Source organism: Frankia sp. BMG5.60, assembly GCF_059428125.1.
This window is the reverse complement of sequence record NZ_CM182091.1, coordinates 6,518,573-6,537,557: the sequence shown is the minus strand read 5'-3', so window position 1 is coordinate 6,537,557 and position 18,985 is coordinate 6,518,573. Positions and strand designations below refer to the sequence as shown.

Annotated in this window: 21 protein-coding genes; 10 read left to right on the top strand and 11 right to left on the bottom strand. The window is 73.8% G+C overall.

All coding sequences use genetic code 11. From position 1 onward, the window contains the following. Nucleotides 1-6 precede the first annotated feature (6 nt). The 4 genes from AC5R91_RS26820 to AC5R91_RS26805 all read right to left on the bottom strand — a co-directional run bounded on the left by AC5R91_RS26820 (nt 7) and on the right by AC5R91_RS26805 (nt 2,458). A complete protein-coding gene (locus AC5R91_RS26820) occupies nt 7-744 on the bottom strand; it encodes a YqjF family protein (protein WP_495394059.1) in 738 nt (245 codons plus the stop codon). Then, complete coding sequence (locus tag AC5R91_RS26815; protein ID WP_495394058.1) at nt 728-1,063, bottom strand: nuclear transport factor 2 family protein; 336 nt, start codon at nt 1,061-1,063, stop codon at nt 728-730. Before AC5R91_RS26815 ends, AC5R91_RS26820 begins: the two co-directional genes overlap by 17 nt. 107 nt (nt 1,064-1,170) lie before the next feature. Then, nucleotides 1,171-1,341, bottom strand: coding sequence for an antitoxin (locus AC5R91_RS26810; RefSeq protein WP_011606420.1), 171 nt, complete (start codon nt 1,339-1,341; stop codon nt 1,171-1,173). Nucleotides 1,342-1,642: 301 nt separating this feature from the next. Then, nucleotides 1,643-2,458, bottom strand: coding sequence for a type 1 glutamine amidotransferase domain-containing protein (locus AC5R91_RS26805; RefSeq protein WP_495394057.1), 816 nt, complete (start codon nt 2,456-2,458; stop codon nt 1,643-1,645). Nucleotides 2,459-2,768: 310 nt separating this feature from the next. Between AC5R91_RS26805 and AC5R91_RS26800 the strand changes: the two genes are divergently transcribed. The 3 genes from AC5R91_RS26800 (at nt 2,769) to AC5R91_RS26790 (ending at nt 5,929) form a co-directional block, all read left to right on the top strand. Beyond that, nucleotides 2,769-3,875 carry an aromatic ring-hydroxylating oxygenase subunit alpha gene (locus AC5R91_RS26800; protein ID WP_495398069.1) on the top strand — a complete coding sequence of 369 codons (1,107 nt, stop codon included), beginning with the start codon at nt 2,769-2,771 and terminating at the stop codon, nt 3,873-3,875. A gap of 318 nt (nt 3,876-4,193) precedes the next feature. Then, entirely contained in the window at nt 4,194-5,363 is a 1,170-nt protein-coding gene (locus AC5R91_RS26795; protein ID WP_495394056.1) for an isopenicillin N synthase family dioxygenase, read from the top strand. A gap of 251 nt (nt 5,364-5,614) precedes the next feature. Further along, entirely contained in the window at nt 5,615-5,929 is a 315-nt protein-coding gene (locus tag AC5R91_RS26790) for a hypothetical protein (RefSeq protein ID WP_495394055.1), read from the top strand. A 52-nt stretch (nt 5,930-5,981) separates the two neighbouring features. Here the strand turns inward: AC5R91_RS26790 and AC5R91_RS26785 are convergent, their stop codons facing one another. From AC5R91_RS26785 to AC5R91_RS26775, 3 genes are all read right to left on the bottom strand, one after another. After that, entirely contained in the window at nt 5,982-6,854 is an 873-nt protein-coding gene (locus AC5R91_RS26785) for an amidohydrolase family protein (protein WP_495394054.1), read from the bottom strand. A 24-nt stretch (nt 6,855-6,878) separates the two neighbouring features. Further along, a complete protein-coding gene (locus AC5R91_RS26780; RefSeq protein ID WP_495394053.1) occupies nt 6,879-8,678 on the bottom strand; it encodes an SDR family NAD(P)-dependent oxidoreductase in 1,800 nt (599 codons plus the stop codon). Nucleotides 8,679-8,786: 108 nt separating this feature from the next. Continuing rightward, a complete protein-coding gene (locus AC5R91_RS26775) occupies nt 8,787-9,203 on the bottom strand; it encodes a hypothetical protein (protein WP_495394052.1) in 417 nt (138 codons plus the stop codon). Nucleotides 9,204-9,375: 172 nt separating this feature from the next. On the opposite strand from AC5R91_RS26775, the gene AC5R91_RS26770 reads away from it, so the two are divergent. Further along, the gene (locus AC5R91_RS26770) at nt 9,376-10,323 is read left to right on the top strand and encodes an alpha/beta hydrolase-fold protein (protein ID WP_495394051.1); all 948 of its coding nucleotides are present in this window, start codon (nt 9,376-9,378) and stop codon (nt 10,321-10,323) included. 245 nt (nt 10,324-10,568) lie between these two features. Here AC5R91_RS26770 and AC5R91_RS26765 read toward each other — a convergent pair whose 3' ends face one another. Then, the gene (locus tag AC5R91_RS26765) at nt 10,569-10,775 is read right to left on the bottom strand and encodes a cold-shock protein (RefSeq protein WP_041939680.1); all 207 of its coding nucleotides are present in this window, start codon (nt 10,773-10,775) and stop codon (nt 10,569-10,571) included. 278 nt (nt 10,776-11,053) lie between these two features. Here AC5R91_RS26765 and AC5R91_RS26760 point away from each other — a divergent pair, with 278 nt between their 5' ends. Next, nucleotides 11,054-11,239: a helix-turn-helix transcriptional regulator gene (locus tag AC5R91_RS26760; protein WP_495394050.1), complete on the top strand. Its 186-nt coding sequence runs from the start codon at nt 11,054-11,056 to the stop codon at nt 11,237-11,239. Between the two features lie 78 nt (nt 11,240-11,317). Next, the gene (locus AC5R91_RS26755) at nt 11,318-12,985 is read left to right on the top strand and encodes a Na+/H+ antiporter (RefSeq protein ID WP_495394049.1); all 1,668 of its coding nucleotides are present in this window, start codon (nt 11,318-11,320) and stop codon (nt 12,983-12,985) included. 118 nt (nt 12,986-13,103) lie between these two features. Here AC5R91_RS26755 and AC5R91_RS26750 read toward each other — a convergent pair whose 3' ends face one another. Further along, a complete protein-coding gene (locus AC5R91_RS26750) occupies nt 13,104-14,372 on the bottom strand; it encodes a PP2C family protein-serine/threonine phosphatase (protein ID WP_495394048.1) in 1,269 nt (422 codons plus the stop codon). A gap of 170 nt (nt 14,373-14,542) precedes the next feature. Between AC5R91_RS26750 and AC5R91_RS26745 the strand changes: the two genes are divergently transcribed. Further along, nucleotides 14,543-14,764: a hypothetical protein gene (locus AC5R91_RS26745; protein WP_041940919.1), complete on the top strand. Its 222-nt coding sequence runs from the start codon at nt 14,543-14,545 to the stop codon at nt 14,762-14,764. Between the two features lie 133 nt (nt 14,765-14,897). On the opposite strand, the gene AC5R91_RS26740 is transcribed toward AC5R91_RS26745, so the two are convergent. Together AC5R91_RS26740 and AC5R91_RS26735 are read right to left on the bottom strand one after the other, a co-directional pair. Next, complete coding sequence (locus AC5R91_RS26740) at nt 14,898-15,341, bottom strand: hypothetical protein (RefSeq protein ID WP_495394047.1); 444 nt, start codon at nt 15,339-15,341, stop codon at nt 14,898-14,900. Nucleotides 15,342-15,477: 136 nt separating this feature from the next. Further along, nucleotides 15,478-16,347, bottom strand: coding sequence for a P1 family peptidase (locus AC5R91_RS26735; protein WP_495394046.1), 870 nt, complete (start codon nt 16,345-16,347; stop codon nt 15,478-15,480). Nucleotides 16,348-16,457: 110 nt separating this feature from the next. Between AC5R91_RS26735 and AC5R91_RS26730 the strand changes: the two genes are divergently transcribed. The 3 genes from AC5R91_RS26730 to AC5R91_RS26720 all read left to right on the top strand — a co-directional run bounded on the left by AC5R91_RS26730 (nt 16,458) and on the right by AC5R91_RS26720 (nt 18,630). Continuing rightward, on the top strand, nt 16,458-17,300 hold the full coding sequence (locus tag AC5R91_RS26730; protein WP_495394045.1) for a sulfurtransferase: 843 nt from the start codon (nt 16,458-16,460) through the stop codon (nt 17,298-17,300). 91 nt (nt 17,301-17,391) lie between these two features. Further along, nucleotides 17,392-17,814 (top strand): PPOX class F420-dependent oxidoreductase, encoded by a 423-nt coding sequence (locus AC5R91_RS26725; RefSeq protein ID WP_495394044.1) that lies wholly within the window; start codon nt 17,392-17,394, stop codon nt 17,812-17,814. A 210-nt stretch (nt 17,815-18,024) separates the two neighbouring features. Further along, entirely contained in the window at nt 18,025-18,630 is a 606-nt protein-coding gene (locus AC5R91_RS26720) for an SMI1/KNR4 family protein (protein WP_495394043.1), read from the top strand. Nucleotides 18,631-18,985 lie beyond the last annotated feature (355 nt).

Below are 18,985 nucleotides of genomic sequence, written 5' to 3'. Positions count from 1 at the left end.
CCAACATTACGGTCGCTGCGCCCCGATCCGGACGTCGACGCCCGGCGAGTAGTGCACGAGCGGGTCGCCGGTGGGATGCGGCAGCCCGGCCGCGGTGAGCAGGTGATCGTCGACGTCGAGCAGGTCGGCGCGGTGCAGCGGCCACGGCTCGTGCCAGACCGGGGCATGACGGCGCCGCCCGCCGGCGGCGCTGAACAGCCGCCAGCGGGCGGTCAGGAAGTGCTCGCGCGGGCCGAGGTCGGCGGCGGCGAACGGCGCACCGATGCGCACCCGCATCCGGCTTTCCGCCGCCACCGGCCGCGGGGCCCGCCGCCGGCACCGGTAGGTGATCTCGTCACCGACCCGGGTCAGCGCCATCGACGACCAGAAGTACGGCAGCCGGAACCGCGTGCGGGCGACGACGACGGCGCCGAGCCGCGCGGCGTCCAGCGAGAGGAACCACACTCCGGGCCGGCCCGCGGCGTCGACGACGTAGGTCCGCACGTTCGTCTCGCAGAACGTCGTCAGCGGCCCGAACCCCCGGCCGCCCGCGGTCGCCACCCGCATCCGGAACGGCACCAGTCCCACCCAGGCGGCGCCGTCGAGGACCTCGACCCGCAGGTGCGCGGGCACCAGCCGCGACACCACCGCCGGCTCGAACGCCCAGTGCACGAATGTGAGCTCCGCCCACCGCTGCGTCATCGTGGGCCGCTCGATCATGAACGGGCAGGACCCGCCCGCCACGCCGTCAGCCGACCCTGCCACCGAAGAAGACCTCCGTACGCACAAGCTGGCCGTCTCTCACCGTGCTGAACTCGGTGTTGCGGAACCGTTCGCCGGTGCGCAGCTCGTACGCGTAGAGCAGGAACACGCCGCCCTCCCCCGCCTCGACGAGTGCCAGGATCTCCTGGGAGACGAACCGGTCCGCCGTCGGAAAGCACCGCAGCAGGAAGGCGTCGCGGTCGAGATGGTCGTCCTGCGGGCTGGTGAAGGTGAACCCGGGGGCGAGCAGCCCGGCGGCACGCTCGCGATCCTGGGCCCGGTAGGCGGCGAACGCCGCGCGGACGACGTCGGCGGCGGACATGGCGACTCCTCCTCGAGACCGTGTTCCTACCGGCTCGGCGGGCGTGCAACGGCACCCGCGTCCCGCCGCGGGTGCCCGCCGCCCCCTGGCGGGGGCGGCGGGGGAGGTCAGGTGCGGTCCTGGATCTCGCGGACGGCGCGGTCGATGTGGTCGGTGTGCTTGTGGTCGGTGCGGTCGTCGACCACGTCGCCGAGCTTGGCGACAGCAGCGTCGATCTTGTCGTCGTGCTCCTCCGCCAGGTCGCCGAGCTTGCCGAGCGCGCCCTTGAAGTCGACCATCGATTACTCCCCTCCGTCGGGTGCCGGGCCCGGGCCGCGGGCGGGACGCCTGGTGACGTCACCCCCGCGGCGGCCGGCTCGCCGGCACGATCCTGCCGGCGCTAATCCTTCCAGGCGGCGGGGACGACGGTGCCCGGATGGACGCGTTGGTAGGGGTCTCGCGTCAGGGCTTGGCCGGGCGGGCGGCGGCGCAGCAGGCCCGCCGCGCCTCGCGCGGCGGGACGGCGCCGGTCAGCAATTCGTCGAGCCGCGGCTCCAACGCGTCGTCTCGTCGCACCCTCAGTACTCGTCGCACCCCGCGTCAGCGCAGCTCGTCGGCGGTGGTGCGGGCGGCCTCGGTGTCGCTGGCGGCGCCGCCCGCCTCTCGGGCGAACACGTCGGCGGCCCGGCGGTCGGCGGACGTCTGCCCGGCGACCTCGCGCGCGGCCTCGGCGTCGGACAGGCCGGCGCCGGCCGGGCGGGAGTGCTGCTGGCCAACGGGGCGGACATGGTCCACGATCGCCGCGCAGAAGGCCTTCAGATCATCCGGGCGCCGGCTGCTGATCAGCGTGTTCGCCTCCGCGGTGTCGATGACGACCTCCTCGTCGACCCAGTGGGCGCCGGCGTTGACGAGGTCGGTGCGCACGCTCGGCCAACTCGTGATCCGCCGGCCGCGCACGACCTCGGCGTCGATGAGCGTCCACGGGCCATGGCAGATCACCGCGACCGGCCGGCCGGCGTCGAAGAAGGCCCGAGTGAACTGGACGGCGTCGCGCCGCGAGCGCAGGAAGTCCGGGTTCGCGACGCCGCCGGGCAGGACCAGGGCGTCGAAGGCGGCAGGGTCGGACTGGTCGACCGTCTCGTCGACGTCGAAGCGGTCGCCCCGGTCGAGGTGGTGGAACGCCTGGATCTCCCCGGGTGCGGTCGACACGAGGACCGGCTCGCCGCCGGCATCCCGGACGGCCTCCCAGGGCTCGGTGAGCTCCACCTGCTCGACGCCTTCGGGCGCCACCAGGAACGCGATGCGGGTGCCCGCGAGGTCCTTCGTCATCATCATGTTCCTCTCTCGTCCGTTCTGGTCCGCGGTCTGCTCTCGGCAGCCCTGCCCGACCTCGGCCCGGTTACGCAGATCCGCCACCCAACGATCCGGCGGTGACTCTGGGCAACATCGAGGCGACGAATGACGCCGACCGATCTCGCGGCCGACCTTGATTCACTACGGAATGCGACAAAGCCACTCCTGTCGGAATTAAGACTCATCCCGGAGCATCGGCCATTGAAGACGGCCACATACGATTTCCTCCGACCGGGACATATGATCTTGGCCGCCGGTATGGCGGGTTCTCCAAGACATGTCCGCCGCATCAGGGAGGCATCCGATAGACCGCAACGAGCTCATCGACCTGACTCGACGGGCGCTCAAAATCGTCACCGACAAGACAACGGACATGACGCCCGAGGAGCGGCGTCAACCGGCGGCCGTGTACACGGAACGGGAACGCTTCGAGCAGGAGCGGGAACTTGTCCTGAACTCGCCGCAGCTCGTCGGCTACCGGTCCGAGCTGCCGAACCCGGGAAGCTTCTGCACGAAGACCGTCATGGACGTTCCCGTGCTGTTGACCCGCGGATCGGACGGCATTGTGCGGGCCTTTCAGAATGTGTGCGCCCATCGTCAGGCACCGGTTGCGCAGGGCTGCGGCGAGGCCGAGCGGTTCGTCTGCCCGTACCACGCGTGGACGTACGACAACCGCGGCTGCTTCGTCGGCGGCCCCGGCCGGGAGGGCTTCCCCACCACGATGGCGGGCGGCGTCCGCCTCACCGAGCTGCCCGCCGCCGAGCATTCCGGCTTCCTGTGGGTGGGCCTGCGGCCGGACGCCGGGCCGCTCGACATCGACGCCCACCTCGGCGACCTCGGCCCGGAGCTCGCTTCCTGGGACATCGGCAACTGGGCGCCGATCGGCGAGAAGACCCTCGACTTCCCGATCAACTGGAAGCTCGCGCTGGACACGTTCGCGGAGAACTATCATTTCGCGACCGTGCACAAGGACACGTTCGCCCTGTTCACCCGGAGCAACTGCGCGCTGTTCGACTCGTACGGCCCGCACCACCGACTGGTGTTCCCGATGCGCCACATCGGAGATCTCGCCGACCAGCCGGAGGAGAGCTGGGAACCGCTGCACAACTTCGTGGTGATCTACGCACTGTTCCCGAACATCGTCCTGTCGTGCACCGTGGCCAACGGCGAGGTGTTCCGGGTCTACCCCGGCAGCGGTCCGGGCCACTCGGTGACCTACCACCAGAACGCCACCCCGATGGACCTCACCAACGAGGCGAACCGCAAGGCTGCGGACGAGATCTTCGAATACGCCCACGGCACCGTCCGCGACGAGGACTACGTCCTGGCCAGCGACATCCAGCGGACCATGGCGACCGGCGTACGCCCCGAGCTGGTGTTCGGCCGCAACGAGCCCGGCCTGCACCACCGGCACGCCGCCCTCGACGCCGCTCTCGGCACCGCTCTCGGCCAGCCGATCGCCGAGCCGCTCGGCCGCTGACCCCCGCGCGGGCGCCCCGCCCCCGCCCGCGCCGCCCCGGTCCGTCGCTCCCCGCGCACGGACCGGGGCGCCACGCTCGTAGGCCATGCGGCACGCTCGTAGGCCATGAGGATGGTCTCGCAATCATGGTCCTCTGCGGAACCGGCCGCGCCTCCAGCATCCGGGGCCCAGCTCCGACTCCGACGATGACGGTGTTCCGCGGAACCGCGCCAGGCCACTCGCGCCCCCCGAGCCCAGCGACGATCTGCGACATGTGGACGTAATGGGCGGGTTCTACCGTGCTGACGTCGAAGCCGCCGGGTGAGTCGAGGGATCCACATGCCGACCCAGCACACGGAGCCAACCCAGCACACGGAGCCGACCGGGGCCGCCAGGCCGACTTCCGCTGCGGAACCGACCCCCGGAGCCCGGCCGACCGTCGGTGCGGGCGCCGGGCTTGTGCCGGTCGTCGACATCTCGGCGTGGACCGGCGCCGGGACCGACGCCGGGACCGGAGGGCGGGCGGCCGAGCGGCGGGCGGTGGCGCGGCGGCTGGACGAGGTGTGTCGGACGATCGGGTTCGCGCAGATCGTCGGGCACGGGGTGCCTGCGGAGCTGATCGCCGACATGATGGCCGTCACCTCGGAGTTCTTCGACCTGCCCGTCGAGGAGAAGGGGCGCCTGCTGCCGCCGGGACCGGAGGTCAACCGTGGCTACGCGCCTTACGGCAGCGAGGCGCTCGCCTACAGCCTGGGTGCCGAGACGGCGCTGCCGGACATGTTCGAGGCGTTCAACATCGGCGTCGACGCGTGGCCGGCGGGCGACGCCTACTACGAGGCCGAGGCGCACCGGATGTTCGCCGCCAACCTGTGGCCGGCCCGCCCGGAGCGGATGCGGGCGGTGTTCGTCGCGTACTTCGACGCGCTCGCCCGGCTCGCCGGGACGCTGATGTCCGCGTTCGCCCAGGCGCTGGGCCTGCCCGAGGACTACTTCGCCGGCCGCACCGGCCGGGCGCCGAACGTCCTGCGGGCCAACCGGTACCTGCGCCAGCCCGGCGCGCCGGACCCGGCGCCGGGCCAGCTCCGGATGGGCGCCCACACGGACTACGGCGCCTGCACGATCCTGCTCGCCGACGACGTGGCGGGCCTGGAGATCCTCGGCCCGGACGGGGCGTGGCACGGGGTGCGGCCGGTGCCGGGGGCGTTCATCGTCAACATCGGCGACCTGCTCGCCCGGTGGACGAACGACCGGTGGCGCTCGACGCTGCACCGGGTCATGCCGCCGCCCGCCGCCGAGCGTGGGCCGGCGCTGCGCCGCTCGATCGCCTTCTTCCACGAGGGCAACCACGACGCGGTCGTCGAGTGCCTGCCGACCTGCGTGTCCGCCGACAACCCGGCGCGCTACCCGGCGGAGACGGTCGCCGGCCACCTGATGGCCAAGTTGCTCGGCCCGCGCACGCTGACCTCGTCCGCGGCGACCTCGACCACCACCAACCGTCTCGGCACCTGACTGTCTCGGCACCCGACCACAGCGGCACCCGACCGCCGCCCCCGCGCGGGGGCGGGTCAGCGCTCACCCCGGCGTGACGAACGTCAACGCGGATCGCCGGGCGCGCCGGGAACCCCGTCGGCGACAGACTGCCGGGGACGCCCGCGGCCAGCGGTTTCCGCCGAGGCGCCGCTGCGGCAGGGCCGCCGGTCCCGGACGGGCACGACCTTGGGCCCCCGGCGGGTGCCCGGGGGCGGCGTAGCGTGCCGGGTATGGCATCGGTACCCACTGCACCTGTCGTCGCGACCGGTCTCGTCGGAGGCTATTCGGCCGCCCGTCTCAGCGGGCGCCGTGAACTCGCCGGCGTCGTCCTCGCCGTCGCCGGTACGGTCTGCGGACGCAGCTGGCTGCGCTCCCGCGGTCCCGTGCTGACGGGCGTGCTGCTCGGCACGTACACGGCGGCGTTCGGGGCGGCCCACCCGCTCGCGAAGAAGCTCGGAGCCTGGCCCTCCGTCCTGACCGTCACCGCCGCCGCCACGGCCACGACCTACCTGCTCGCCGACCGTCCCACCGCCTCCTCGAACTGACCGCCGGACGCGCGCCGCGCCGCAGGCCCGCCCGCGGCCGGCGCCGTCCCGCTCAGCAGCGGTAGACCCGGGCGGCGTTGGCGGCGAACAGGCCGTCGCGGGCCGGGGCGGCAAGCTCGTCGACGAGCCGCGCATACGTCCCGTACAGGTCGTCGTAGCTGCCGAACATGCCGTCGACGGGGAAGTTCGACGCGAAGAAGCAGCGAGCCGTGCCGAAGACCTCCAGGCTGTGCGCCACCCACGGCCGGAACGACGCGACGTCGATGCGGTGCAGCGTCATCGCCAGCCCGGACAGCTTGAGGTGCACCCGCGGGCCGAGCCCCGCCAGGCGGGCCAGGCCATCGCGCCATACCTCGGCGTGCTCCGGGTCCTCCGCCAGCGGCCAGCCGGTGTGCTCGACGACGACGGTGAGGTCCGGGAACGCGGCGAGCGCCGCGGCGGCCGCCCGCATCCCGTCCGGATGGACGACGAGGTCGTAGACCAGGCCGCGGTCCTGGAGCGCGCCGAGCAGGGCGTGCCCGGTGTCGGTGTCGAGGTCGAGACCGGCGCTGGCGCGCACGCCGCGGAAACCCGGCGCGCCCGCCTGGGCGTCGAGCTGCGCCACGAGCCCGGCGGCGCCGCCCCGCCCGTCGACCCCGCCGATGATCGCCTGCGGCTGGCCGGTGGCCTTGGCGAGGAGGGCGATCTCGGCGGTCTCGGCCACGAAGTGCTCGGGGGCGGCGGTCACGTGCACGTACGCCTCGACGTTCCAGCGGCCCGCCTCGGCGAGAAACATCGGCTGATCGAACGGCCGGCGCATCCGGTCGGCGTCGGGCATGCCGACGGCGGCGAGCGAGGCGTCGGCGGCCAGGAACGGGTACCAGTCGGTGCGCGCCGGATCCCAGTGGTGGACGTGGGCGTCGACGACCCGTTGCGGATGTTCCACAGCAGCCTCCCGGGGACGGGGCGATCAGCCGAACGGTGCGAGGGCGTCGCGCAGCACGTCGTCGATCCAGGGGCCGGGTTCCGCCCCGGCCAGCGACGCGGTGACGGCCGGCGCCGGATGCGCGCGCAGGCCCAGCCAGCCGGGTCGGACGACGAGTTCGGCGCCGGCCAGCGACGCCGTGTCCGGCGCGGCGACGAGGCTCGCCACCAGTTCGACGAGCCCGACGCGGCCGGCCGGGTACGGGCTCTCCGCGCTGACGGCGAACTCCAGCAGTCCGCCCCCCGAGCCGTCGGCCGCGGTCGGGCCGCCGGCACCGGTCAGACCGGACGGCCCGGTCGGGGTGATCGGGGTGTCGTTGACGGAGCGGGCGAGCTGGGTGACCGCCTGGGCGGCGCTGCGACCGCCGGGGGTCAGCGCGGGCACGACGTGCACGACGCGCAGCGCCCGTCCGGTCGCCGCCGCATGCCGAGCGGCGGCGCGGGACCACGCGGCGTGCCCGAGGATCGTCGCTGCAGTCCCCGCGTGACTGGCCAGGATGGCGGCCCAGTCCACGCCCGGTTCCCCGCCGACACCGATCGTCTCGACGCCGTGGATGACCACCACGGCGTCGAGCCCGGCGGCGGTGGTCGCCGCGGCCTGGCGGATGCCCTGCTCGGCGGCGGCGAAGCCGGTGGCCGCGTCACCGGTCCCGGTGACGCCGACCGGCGCCGCGACGGTGGTGTAGCCCCACGGGGCGAGTGCGCCGGCGAGCTGGTCGGTGAGCGCGCGATCATCGCCGACGACGAGGCACGCCCGCACGCCCGGCCCCGCCGAACCGGTTGGCCCCGCCGAACCAGCCGGCCCCGCCGAACCAGCCGGCCCCGCGGAACCGGTTGGCCCCGCCGGACCGGGAGGCGCGGCGGAACCGGGAGGCGCGGCGGCGAGCGGGGCGGAGCGTGGGTTCGAGCCGCCGGTCGAGCGCTGCTGCGCGTGCGCCGGCGCCAGCACCGGCCGCACGAGCGCGCCCAGCGCGGCGGCCGCGCCCGCGCCGCCCGTCGCCACCGCCTCGACCAGCCGCGGCGGCGCGATCAGGGACAGCTCGGAACCGGCGGAGAACAGCACCCGCCCGCGGCACCAGCCGAACTCCTCGCTCGCCAGCCGGACGGCGGCGGGAGCCATGTGCTCCGGCTGCGGCATCGCGGACAGGTCGAGGCCGCGCGGATCGGCGCCGGCGGCGACGAGGCCCTCGGTCACCATCCGGGTCGCGGCGATGGGCGAGAGCGCGTTCACCGCCACCCCCGCGGGCAGGACCGGGCCGAGCTGCCAGGTCAGGGCGGCGACGGCCCGCTTGGCGCTGCCGTAGGCCGGGCCGTCGACCGAGGTCCGCGCCAGCCCGACGCCGGAGGTGACGCCCACGATCCGGCCGTACCCGGCGGCCGTCATCCGCGGCAGCGCGGCGGCCAGCACGTTGAGATACCCGCCGAGGTGCACGCCGAGCAGCGCCGCCCAGTCGTCCGCGGCGGCGTCGGCGATGCGGGGGAAGCGCACGATCCCGGCCGCGTTGACGACGATGTCCAACGAGCCGAACCGGGCGACCGTCTCCTCGACGAGCCCCCGCACGGCGTCGGCGTCGGTGACGGAGATCGGCGCGGCGACGGCACGCCCGCCCGCCGCCTCGATGCGCCGGACGGTCCGCTCGGCGCTGCGCTCCCCCAGCGGCTCGCCGCGCAGGCCGTCGCCGCTGTCCAGCACGACGACGGTGGCGCCGCGCCGGGCGAGCTCCACCGACACCTCCGCGCCGATGCCGCCCCCGCCACCCGTCACGATCGCCACGCGGTTCCGCACCCGACCGACCTCCCACCCGTTCCAATAGGTGACGACGCTCACACGCTATGAGCGGGACGATTCGTCGTCAACGTGGCAACCGGGCCCGCCGCCGGTCCGGCGACCCGATCAGGGGCCGGCTTGGATGTTCGCCGTCATATCGCCCAACAGCTCACCGAGACGTTCCCAGGCGGCCTGGGCGGCCGCGGCGTTCGCGCCGGTCGGCGGGCCCGCGGCGAGCAACTGGACGGTCTTCACCGCCGCGTACAGGTACATCGGGCGGGCCCGCCAGACGGTGAGCTGCGGATACGTCTCGTCCAGCGCGCGGTGGACGGTGCGCCGCAGGGGAATGTCGGGGTTGCGGCGAGCCAGATCCATCCGGTGCAGGATGGTCACGGCCGCGTCGATCTCGTCCGGGTCCGGCTGCCAGGCGCCGGCTCGCAGCGCGGCCTCGGCCTCGGCCAGCGCCTCGGCGGCGGCCACCGCCGGGTCGCCGCCGCCGAAGGGCACGGGCGGCGGGGCCCAGTCGTCGTCATCATCGGTCACCCGACTACGGTCCCTCACCGACACGGCTCTGGGACGCCGAGTGACGCGACCCATAGCGGACGAAGAATGCACTGAATTCGGCGTGCACAGCGTGCACGACGCGCGGGCCGGCGAGTAGGTCACGTCGGCCTCACAGGCTGGCCCGCACGGGCCAGATGGGATGATCGGCGCCATGCGACCGAGCAGGCGGGCCCTCGTGATCGCGGCACCGGTCGCGGCGGCCGGCGCCGTCGCCGCCGGGCTCGTCGTCGGTGGCGTCGGCCACTCCTCGACCGCCCACGGGCCCGGCGCGGCGGACCCTACGTCGCCCTCCGCCGCCCGGCGTGCCAGCGCCGAGAGCACGGCACGCGGCGCGGCGCCACCGGTCACGGCACCACCGGTCACGGCACCATCGGAGCCGGCCGCCGGCCCGGCCGTGGTGATCGCCACGACGTTCACCAGTGCGGCCCGGCGTCGGCCGGTCACCATGGTCACCGTGGCCCCGGCGGGCGGCGGGCGTGGCCTGCCCGTTTGCCTCGTGCTGCACGGGCGGGGTGACGATGCACGCCGCGCCGTCGGCCTGCTGGGCCTCGGCAGCCTGCTGCCGGCCGCGATCGGTGCGGGCGTGGCACCGTTCGTCCTGGTGACCGTGGACGGCGGTACGACCTACTGGCATCGGCGGGCCTCCGGCGACGACCCGGAGGCGATGATCCTCGACGAGATCCGGCCCCGGCTGGCCGCGGCGGGCCTGCGCACGGCCAGGATGGCGGCGCTGGGCTGGTCGATGGGCGGTTACGGCGCGCTGCTGCTGGCCCGGCGCCATCCCGACCTCGTGGTCGCGGCGGCGGCGAGCAGCCCGGCGATGTGGCGCAGCTACGGCGCCAGCGCCCCCGGCGCGTTCGACTCCGCCGCCGATTTCGCCGCGCACCGGATCCTGGGAACCGCGCCGGCGCCGGGGGTGGCGTACCGGATCGACTGCGGCGACGCCGACCCGTTCGCCGCCGTCTCCCGCCAGGCCGTCGCGGACCTGCGGCCGCAGGAACACAGCCTCGGCCCGGGCGGGCACACCCCGGCCTACTGGCGCGCGGTCGCCCCGGCCCAGCTCGCCTTCGTCGGCGCCGCCCTGCACCGATCCGCCTGAGGCCGGCTGGCCCGAGCAGCACCACGGAACGTGCCGAACTGGCGGTCGGCGGGATCGGACGCCAACCGCATGCCGTCGCACTGCGACGACGACAGGGGCGGACGACGACAGGGGCGGACGACGACAGGGGTGTCGGGCGGCGGGCCGCGTGAGCCGGTGGGCACGCGGCCTGCCCGAGCGGCCCGTCCGTCCGCTCCCGGCGCGGCCGGGAACCGTGGGACGGGCGGCCCGTGAGAGCCGCCGGACTAGCCGATGGCCTGGACCTTGGCGGCCTGCAGACCCTTCTGGCCCTGCTCGATGTCGAAGCTGACGCGCTGCCCCTCGTCGAGGGACTTGAAGCCCTCACTCACAATCGAGGAGAAATGGACGAAGACGTCGCCGCCCCCACCGTCCACCGAGATGAAACCGAAGCCCTTTTCGGCGTTGAACCACTTCACGGTTCCTGCTGACACAGTCGCTCCTCTACTTTTCCTGCCGCGGCGCATCCACACGACACACCGCCATACCTCCGCCGACCGGATCCGCTCCGGTCGATGGCTCGTGCCATCCTGAAGGTGACCGGCGGCACCAAGAAGAGCAACGTCGGCCAGCGTACCCGCATGCGGCGCGTACGCCGAGCGGGACCGACCGTCCGCGGTGCCGTGCACGCCCGTCCGTGGTCCCCGGCGCGGGCGGGGCAGGGCGCCCGCTGGCGGCGCCGGGGCGTGCCGTTGTCGCATAGCATGACGGTATGGCGGTAGACGATCTGTGGACCACCGCCGATATCGCCCGTCGGCTGTCGATTTCGGCGCATCGCGCCCGTGGGCTGTGCGCTCGCGACGATTTTCCCTCCCCCATCCACTCCGTGGGCCATTTTGTCCTGTGGCGGGCGCGCGACGTCGAGGCCTGGCTGACCGAGGGCCGTTCTGATCTCTGACGGTCCCGGCCGCGCCGCCGGTGTCCGTCGGCGCGGGTCGCGTACGGCCGCGGGCGGCACGTGCTGGGAGGGCGGCACGTGCTGGGAGAGATAGCCTTCGGGCTGCTCGGAGTCGCGCTCGTGGTGACGGCCGCCCTGACGGCGCGCCGGTTCGGCCTGCCGGCGCCCGTGCTGCTGGTCGTGGCGAGCGCGGTCTACGCGTTGCTGCCCGGGCCCACCGTGCGGCTCGAGCCGGACCTCGTCCTCGCACTGATCATCCCACCGCTACTCTACTCCGCCGCCCTGAGCTCAAGCCTGGTGGAGATCCGCGCGAACCTGCGCGCGGTGGTCTCGCTGTCCGTCCTGCTCGTCGTCGTCACCGCGGTGGTCACCGGGGCGGCGCTCGTCGCCGTGGTGCCGGGCCTGTCGTTCGCCGCCGCCTGCGCCCTCGGGGCGGCGCTGGCGCCGCCCGACGCGGTGTCGGCCCTGTCGATCGGACGGCGGGTGGGCCTGCCGGACCGGCTGCGCACCGTCATCGAGGGCGAGAGCCTCTTCAACGACGCGACGGCGCTGACCCTCTACACGGTGGCCGTGGCCGCGGTGGTCGACGGACGGTTCGACGTCTCGTGGGTCGCCGGACGTTTCCTGCTCGCGGTCGTCGGCGGGCTCGCCGTCGGACTCGCCGTGTCCTGGTTGATCGGCCAGCTCCGGCGGCGCATCGAGGACCCGGTGACCGAGACGACCGTCTCCCTGGCGACGCCCTTCGCCGCGTACGTGCCGGCCCAGGCGCTGCACGCCTCCGGGGTCCTCGCGGTGGTGACAGCGGGGCTGGTCCTCGGCTCCCAGTCCCGCAGCCTGCTGTCCGGGCCCGCGCGGCTGCATGCGCGCGCGGTGTGGCGGCTCGTGGACCTCCTGCTGGAGGGCTTCGTCTTCCTGCTCATCGGCCAGCAGCTCGCGGCGGTCATCCCGGCGATCGGTGACTATCCGCGCTCGACGGTCGCGGCCGCGACGGCGGTGACGGTCGGCGCGGTCGTGTTGGTCCGGCCGCTGTGGCTGCTACTCCCGGCGATGCTGCCGACCCCCGAGACGCCGACCCCTGAGACGACGGCCCCCGAGACGCCGCCGACCCGGCTGCGCTTCCTGTCCCCCCATCCGTACCTCTCGACCCGAGAGCTGGCGGCGCTGTCCTGGTCCGGGATGCGCGGCGTGATCTCCCTCGCCGCGGTCTTCGCACTGCCACTGTCCATCGACGGGACCGGTTTCCCGCACCGGGACCTGCTGGTGTTCTGCGCCTACGTCGCGGTGCTGGTGACGCTCGTCGGCCAGGGGCTCACCTTCGGACCGGTCCTGCACCGGCTGGGGGTGCGGCCCGACATCGACGAGGGCCGGCGGCAGCGCGCCCGCGCCCGGGTCGCGGCGGCCGACGCCGGCCTGCGGACCCTGGCCGCTCTCCATGAGCGCGGCCAGCTTCCCGACGATCTCATCCTGCGCCTGCGCACAGTCGCCGAGGAGCGCAAGCGGCGCAGCGAGGACAGCCTGCGCGCGCTGAAGCGCGCCGACGCCGGCCGGCCCCCCACCGCAAGCCTCACGGAGGCCTTCAGCCGGGTTCGCCGCACGATGATCGAGGCGGAACGCGACGAGCTCCAGCTCTGGCGGGACACCGGCCACCTGTCCGACGCCTCCCTTCGCCTGCTCGAGGACGAGCTCGATCACGAGGAGGGCGCGCTGCCCCCACCCCCACCGCCACCGCCACCGCCGCCGTCCTAGTGCAGCCGTTCATCAGCCCCTGTCCGGTGCGCGGAGACGGCCTACAGGGGAGCGCAGCCACCGCATCCCCGCCCACGTTCCCCCGCGGGCCGGGTGGCCCTCGGGGGTGCCGGTCCGGTCAGCGGGAGCCGGGTCCGCTCGGCAGTCCGAGCGCGAGGATGGCGATGTCGTCGTGCGGTGCGCCCTCGGCGAAGTCGAGGACCTCGGCCTCGACCGCCGCCGTCAGCCGTTCGGCGGTGACCGGGCCCAGGCCGCTGAGCAGGGAGCGGAGGCGTTCGTCGCCGTACTGTTCGCGGCCGCGGCGCGCCTCGGTGACGCCGTCGGTGTAGAGCAGGAGCATGTCGCCCGGATTCAGCCGGATCGGGGTGTCGACCAGATCGGCGTCGTCGAAAAGCCCGAGCACGAGGCCGTGCACGCCGACCGGCCGTACGTCACCGTCGGCGCGGCGCAGCAGGACGGGGGTGTGGCCGGCCGAGCACAGGGTGAGCCGGCGGCCCGAGCGCGCGTTGCGGACGTCCAGATAGGCGGCGGTCAGGAAGCGTTCGCTGTCCGGGCGCTGCGTCAGCAGTGCCGTGTTGAGCTGGCCCAGGATGGCGGCGGGACTGGAGCTGTGGCTCGCCGCCGCCCGGATCGTGTAATGGGCCAGGGCGGTCACCCGGGCCGCCTCGACGCCCTTGCCGGCGACGTCGCCGAGCACGACGCCCAGACCGGCCGGCCCGGTGTCGAAGACGTCGAAGAAGTCACCGAGCACCTGGGAGCCGTCGCCGGCCGGCCGGTACCGGGCCGACAGATCCAGGCCCGGCACCTCGGGCAGTCGGGGCGGCAGCAGACTCGCCTGCAGGGTGCGGGCCAGCTCGGTGGCGCGCGCGAGCGTGGCCCACAACGCGATCTCGCCGGAGGCCGCCTCGGACAACGTCTCCAGGATGGTGAGGTCGCGGGCGGTCCACGGGCGCGGATGGTCGTCCGCGACGCTGAAGACCCCGACGATCTGACGATCCGGGCTGAAGACGGGATGGCCGGCCCACGCCGCCACCCCGAGCGTGACGTTCATCGGGTTGCCCCGGGTACGGGTGTCCGCCGCCGTGTCGGGCACGGCGAGCGGCCCGGCCGCGTCGATGACCAATGGGCACAACGCCTCGGCGAGCGCGTGACGCCGGCCGGTCCGGGCCGCCGGATCCACGCCGGCCTCGAACTTCCCGCCGGCCTCGAACCTGACGCCGGCCCGGGACTTGACGAAGGCGTGCCGGTCGTCGATCACTGTGAGCATCGCCAGCGGAGCGTCCAGCATCATCGCGGCCAGCCTGGTCAGCCGGTCGAACGGCTCTTCCGGGTCGGTGTCGAGCAGACCGCACCCGCGGACGGCGGCCAGGCGGACGGGGTCGGCCACCCGTGTACCCAAGTCCTGCGTCGGATGGGCCCGTCCCTCCGCCGGCCCGCGTTCCACAGCACACAGACTAGCCGCGCGTACGCACCCTTTCCGGCCACCGATGGGTGACGGCCCGGCCCCGGCGCGGCCGGCGACTGGCCATCGCCGCGCGGACGTGCATACTGGAGGTGATGACCGAGTCAGCGGTGCCCCGACGTCGCCTACCCAACAGCCCTTTCAAGGTTCCGGCGGTCCCCGCCCAGGAGCGGTTCTCGGTCGGTGACCGCGTCACGCATGACGTGTACGGGCTCGGCCGGGTTATCGGGGTCACCGGAGACACCTCCGTGGATGTTGATTTCGGCTCCCGGCAGGAACGCATCCCGAGCCCGTTCAGCCGGATGTACCGGCTCTGACGGCCCGCCCACGGGTCGTGTCGGTCCGCAGGCATTGCGCCGCGGACGACGGCTCCCGCGTGGTCGCCATACCGATCGTCATCCGACGATCCGTTCCCGAAAGCGAGACACCCCTCATCGCCACCTCATCGATTCATCCTTTCTCCGGGACGCGGGCAGCCCGGTCGCAGCCGAGGCGCGAGCTTCCGCCGCCGACGACCCGCCCCTTCCGGATCCCCGACTTCGCCCGGCCCGCCGCGGAGGCCAGCGCGCACCCGGTCTCGGTCGCCCAGGTCGCCAGGGTCGTCTTCCAGGCTCCGCCGTCAGACTCGGCGCCGGCCGCGACCACGCAGGACGCCGACGAGCCGGCCGCCCCGAACCGGCGCCGGCCCGGCACCGCCCCCACCCGGCACAACCAGCGGCGGCGTCGCCCCACCCGTTGACCGCTTGACCGCGTCTCCCGCGGCCCCAGGCTGGCTGACCTCCGCCAGCAGGACCCCGCGGGAGCGACGATCTCCTGGAACGGCCGGTAGATCGCGTCGCCTGGTGGGAACCCCGGGTTGTCACCCTGGTAGTTCGTGTCCGGCCACCGAATCATCTGCAGGTGCCGGCCGGTCGGTCGGGATGCGGCCGGAGATCTCACGTGCGAGTGCGACGGTGATGTTGTTCCCGTCCTCTTTGAGCCAATAGGACGCCGTCGACAGCCAGACGGCGGAGTCCGTGGACGCCGCCGGTCAGGGCGAGCGGTCGACGGAGCGGATGGCGGCGGTGACGGCGGCCAGTGCGAGCAGGCGGACGAGGTCGACGTCGGCCTCGACCCGGCCGGTTGCCGCGGCGACGAAGGCGTCGCCGTCGAGGCGGGTGTGCGGCGGAGTGATGGCCCGCGCCAGCCCGTCGTGGGCGCCCTGCGCAACCAGCAGGCAGCTCGTCTTGTCCAGGCGGGCGTTGGTGACGACGACCCCGATCGTGGTGTGGGTCCGCCCGGCCGCGAGGTCGAACGGTCGCCACTGCGACTCGGCGGCGTCGAGGGGGACGGGGTCGCCGCCGTGGTCGACGTCCCCGAACGCGTTGACCACGCACAACGCGGCGACGCTGACCTCGCCGCGGCACCGGTACGCGTGCCCGAGCCCCCCGGGACGCCGGTGCTCGGGCCCGCGCCACTGGCTCGCGTACGCCCCCGTGCCCGCGCCGACCCGGCCGCGCAGCACCTGCTCGCCGCCGGTCGCCCGCGCGGCGAGGTAGCCGGCATCGGCGGTCGGGCGGGCGGTGGGCGCGCCGACGGCGAGGTCGAACAGGGCCAGCGCCGGGACGACCGGCACCGGGCCCCCGCTCGTGGGCACGCCGCGGCCGCGCTCGGCGTAGTAGCGCATCACCCCGTCCGCGGCGGCCAGGCCGAACGCCGAACCGCCGGTCAGCAGCACGGCGTCGATGCGGGCAAGCGCCATCTGCGGCGCCAGGGCATCGAGCTCGCGCGAGGCCGGCGCCCCGCCGCGCACCTCCGCCGAGGCCACCGTGCCCACCGGCAGCTCCACCACCGTGCATCCGGTGACACCCACCGGATCGGTCCAGTGCCCGACCCGCACCCCGTCGACCCCGATCGCCATCGCGCCGAGCCTCGCACGAATCCGTCCCGGGCGACAAATCAGGACTAGGGACCCAGTCGGCGCGGACGGGCGCGGCGCGGTGCCGGGCCCCCGACAGTAGCGTCCGGGGCATGAGCGATGTACTGATCTCCGCGACGGACCTGGCCCGGCTCCTCGACTCCGCGCGGCCTGCGCGGGTGCTCGACGTCCGCTGGCAGCTCGGCGGTCCGCCCGGGCGGGAGGGGTACCTGGCCGGGCACATCCCCGGGGCCGTCTTCGTGGACCTCGAGACCGAGCTCGCCGCGCCGCCCGTGCCCGCGCAGGGCCGCCATCCGCTGCCGGACGTGGCCGCGCTGCAGGGCGCCGCCCGCGGCTGGGGGCTGTCCGCCGGGGACACCGTCGTCGTCTACGACGACTCGGGCGCGATGTCGGCGGCGCGGGCCTGGTGGCTGCTGCGCTGGGCCTCGGTCGAGCCGGTGCTGATCCTCGACGGCGGGCTCGCCGCCTGGACGGCCGCGGGCGGGACGCTCCAGACGGAGCCGGTCCAGCCGCCGCCCGGGGACATCACCCTCGTCCCCGGCGCGCTGCCGGCGCTGGACGCCGACGGGGTCGCGGCGCTGGCCCGCGACGGGATCGTGCTCGACGCCCGGGCCGGGGAGCGCTACCGCGGCGAGGTCGAGCCGGTCGACCCGGTCGCCGGGCACATCCCCGGCGCGCACAGCGCCCCGACCGGGGACAACCTGGGCGCCGACGGGACGTTCCGCTCCCCCGCCGAGCTCGCCCGCCGGTTCGCGGCGCTCGGCGTCACCGGCGAGCGGCCCGTCGGGGTGTACTGCGGCTCTGGCGTGACCGCCGCCCACGAGGTCGCGGCGCTGGCCATCGCCGGTCACCCCGCGGCGCTGTACCCGGGCTCCTGGTCCCAGTGGTCCAACCTGCCCGACCGTCCCGTCGCCACCGGCCCCGAGACCGGCTAAGCGAGAACGGCGGCCGCGCCTCACCCCGTCATTGCGCGGGGGATTTCCCGACAGTTGCTAGGCTGATCGACATGGATGGGAGCATCGAGCGATGACGCTGCTGATACCGGAACTCCGTGACCTGATCTCCAGTGGTCCGCTCGCGCACCTGACGACGATCAATCCGGACGGCAGCCCGCAGGTAAGCGTCATCTGGATCGGCCTGGACGGCGACGACGTCGTCAGCGGCCATATGGGCCGCTACGTGAAGGTGCGCAACGTAGAACGCGATCCCCGCGTGGTGCTTTCCTTCTCCGCGCCGAGGGTGCCGGAAGCCTACCTGGCCGAGTACGCCGTCCTGCGCGCGACGGCCACCGTCACGACCGGCGGCGCCTGGGACCTGCTGAACGACCTGGCGAAGGTCTACATAAACCCGGAGGCCGAATTCCCAGGCTCGAAGGGCGAGGGCCTCGTCCTGCGCTACTCGATCGACCGCGTCGGCGGCATCGGCCCCTGGGCGGCGGCGGCGCGCTGAACCTCGGCCGCCGGTATGCCGGCGGACGAAGGACGGCATGCCCGTGCCCTCACCGAACTCATCGGCCAAAGCCGGGAGCCGCGAACGAACTTTCGTTGCGGCAGGTCGATTCCGCGGGAAACAACATTGCGCTCGTCCGGGGCGAACATCGGCCCGTGATAGCTTGTCGAATAGCAGAATACCGACGTTCCCGACAAGGAGGCCGGATTCATGTCGAATCTCGCCGACGGCGACGCGCCCCTGGCCGCACCCGCGCTGACGACCCCCGAGCAGTGGCGCGATTATCTGCGCGAGTACAGCGAGACGTGTCTGCGCACGGCCGCTCCAGGCGAGCTCTCTGACGAGCAGATCCAGCAACGTTGGGCGGGTCACGAGCCGGCGGCCGAGCAGACGGTGGTGGCGGCCGAGCAACGCCTGGCGGTCCGTTTCCCGCCGACCTTCCGCAGCTTTCTGGCGACAAGCGACGGATGGCCCAACCTCGCCGGGTGGGTCGACGAGCTGCACGCGAGCACCGACGTCGACTGGTTCCGCGACACCGTAGACGGCGCCGGTTTCATCGACCTCTACGAGGAGCCACATAACGACGAACAGGACCCCAACGACCCGCTGCCGATCTTCCGTCGATCGCTGGTGATCGCGAGCGGCGAGGACTTCTGGCTGCTCGATCCGGCCGATCCCGGCCCGGACGGCGAATGGGTGGCCTGGGAGTTCACGCCGAAGTACGGTAGCCTGGAACGCTTCGCGAGCTTTGCGGAGATCTTCCACGCCGACCGGGCCTTCATGGAGCAGGAGGCAGCGGACGACACCGATCGATGACGCGGCGCTGACCGACGCGGCGCCCGGGAAGGCGGCATGACCGCCACCGGGAATCCCCCTCGTTCCCGAGGAGGAGGAAGTCAAGTGAACCCGGACGTCGACTTCCCGGGCCCGAAGGGCGACGGGTTCATCCTGCGCTACTCGATCAACCGCGCCGGCGGCGTCGGCCCCTGGGCGGCGGCGCACTGAATCCTCGGCGTGGACGCGCCGCCCGGCCATCGATCAGGCTGGCAATTTCCCGTCGAACATTGTCACGCCGGCCGGCGGTCGGCGTCGCACCGCATCGATAGCGTCGGCACCGACCCCGCATTCCGGGGTCGGGAGACGGGCCAGCCTCGTATTACGCGGTTTACCG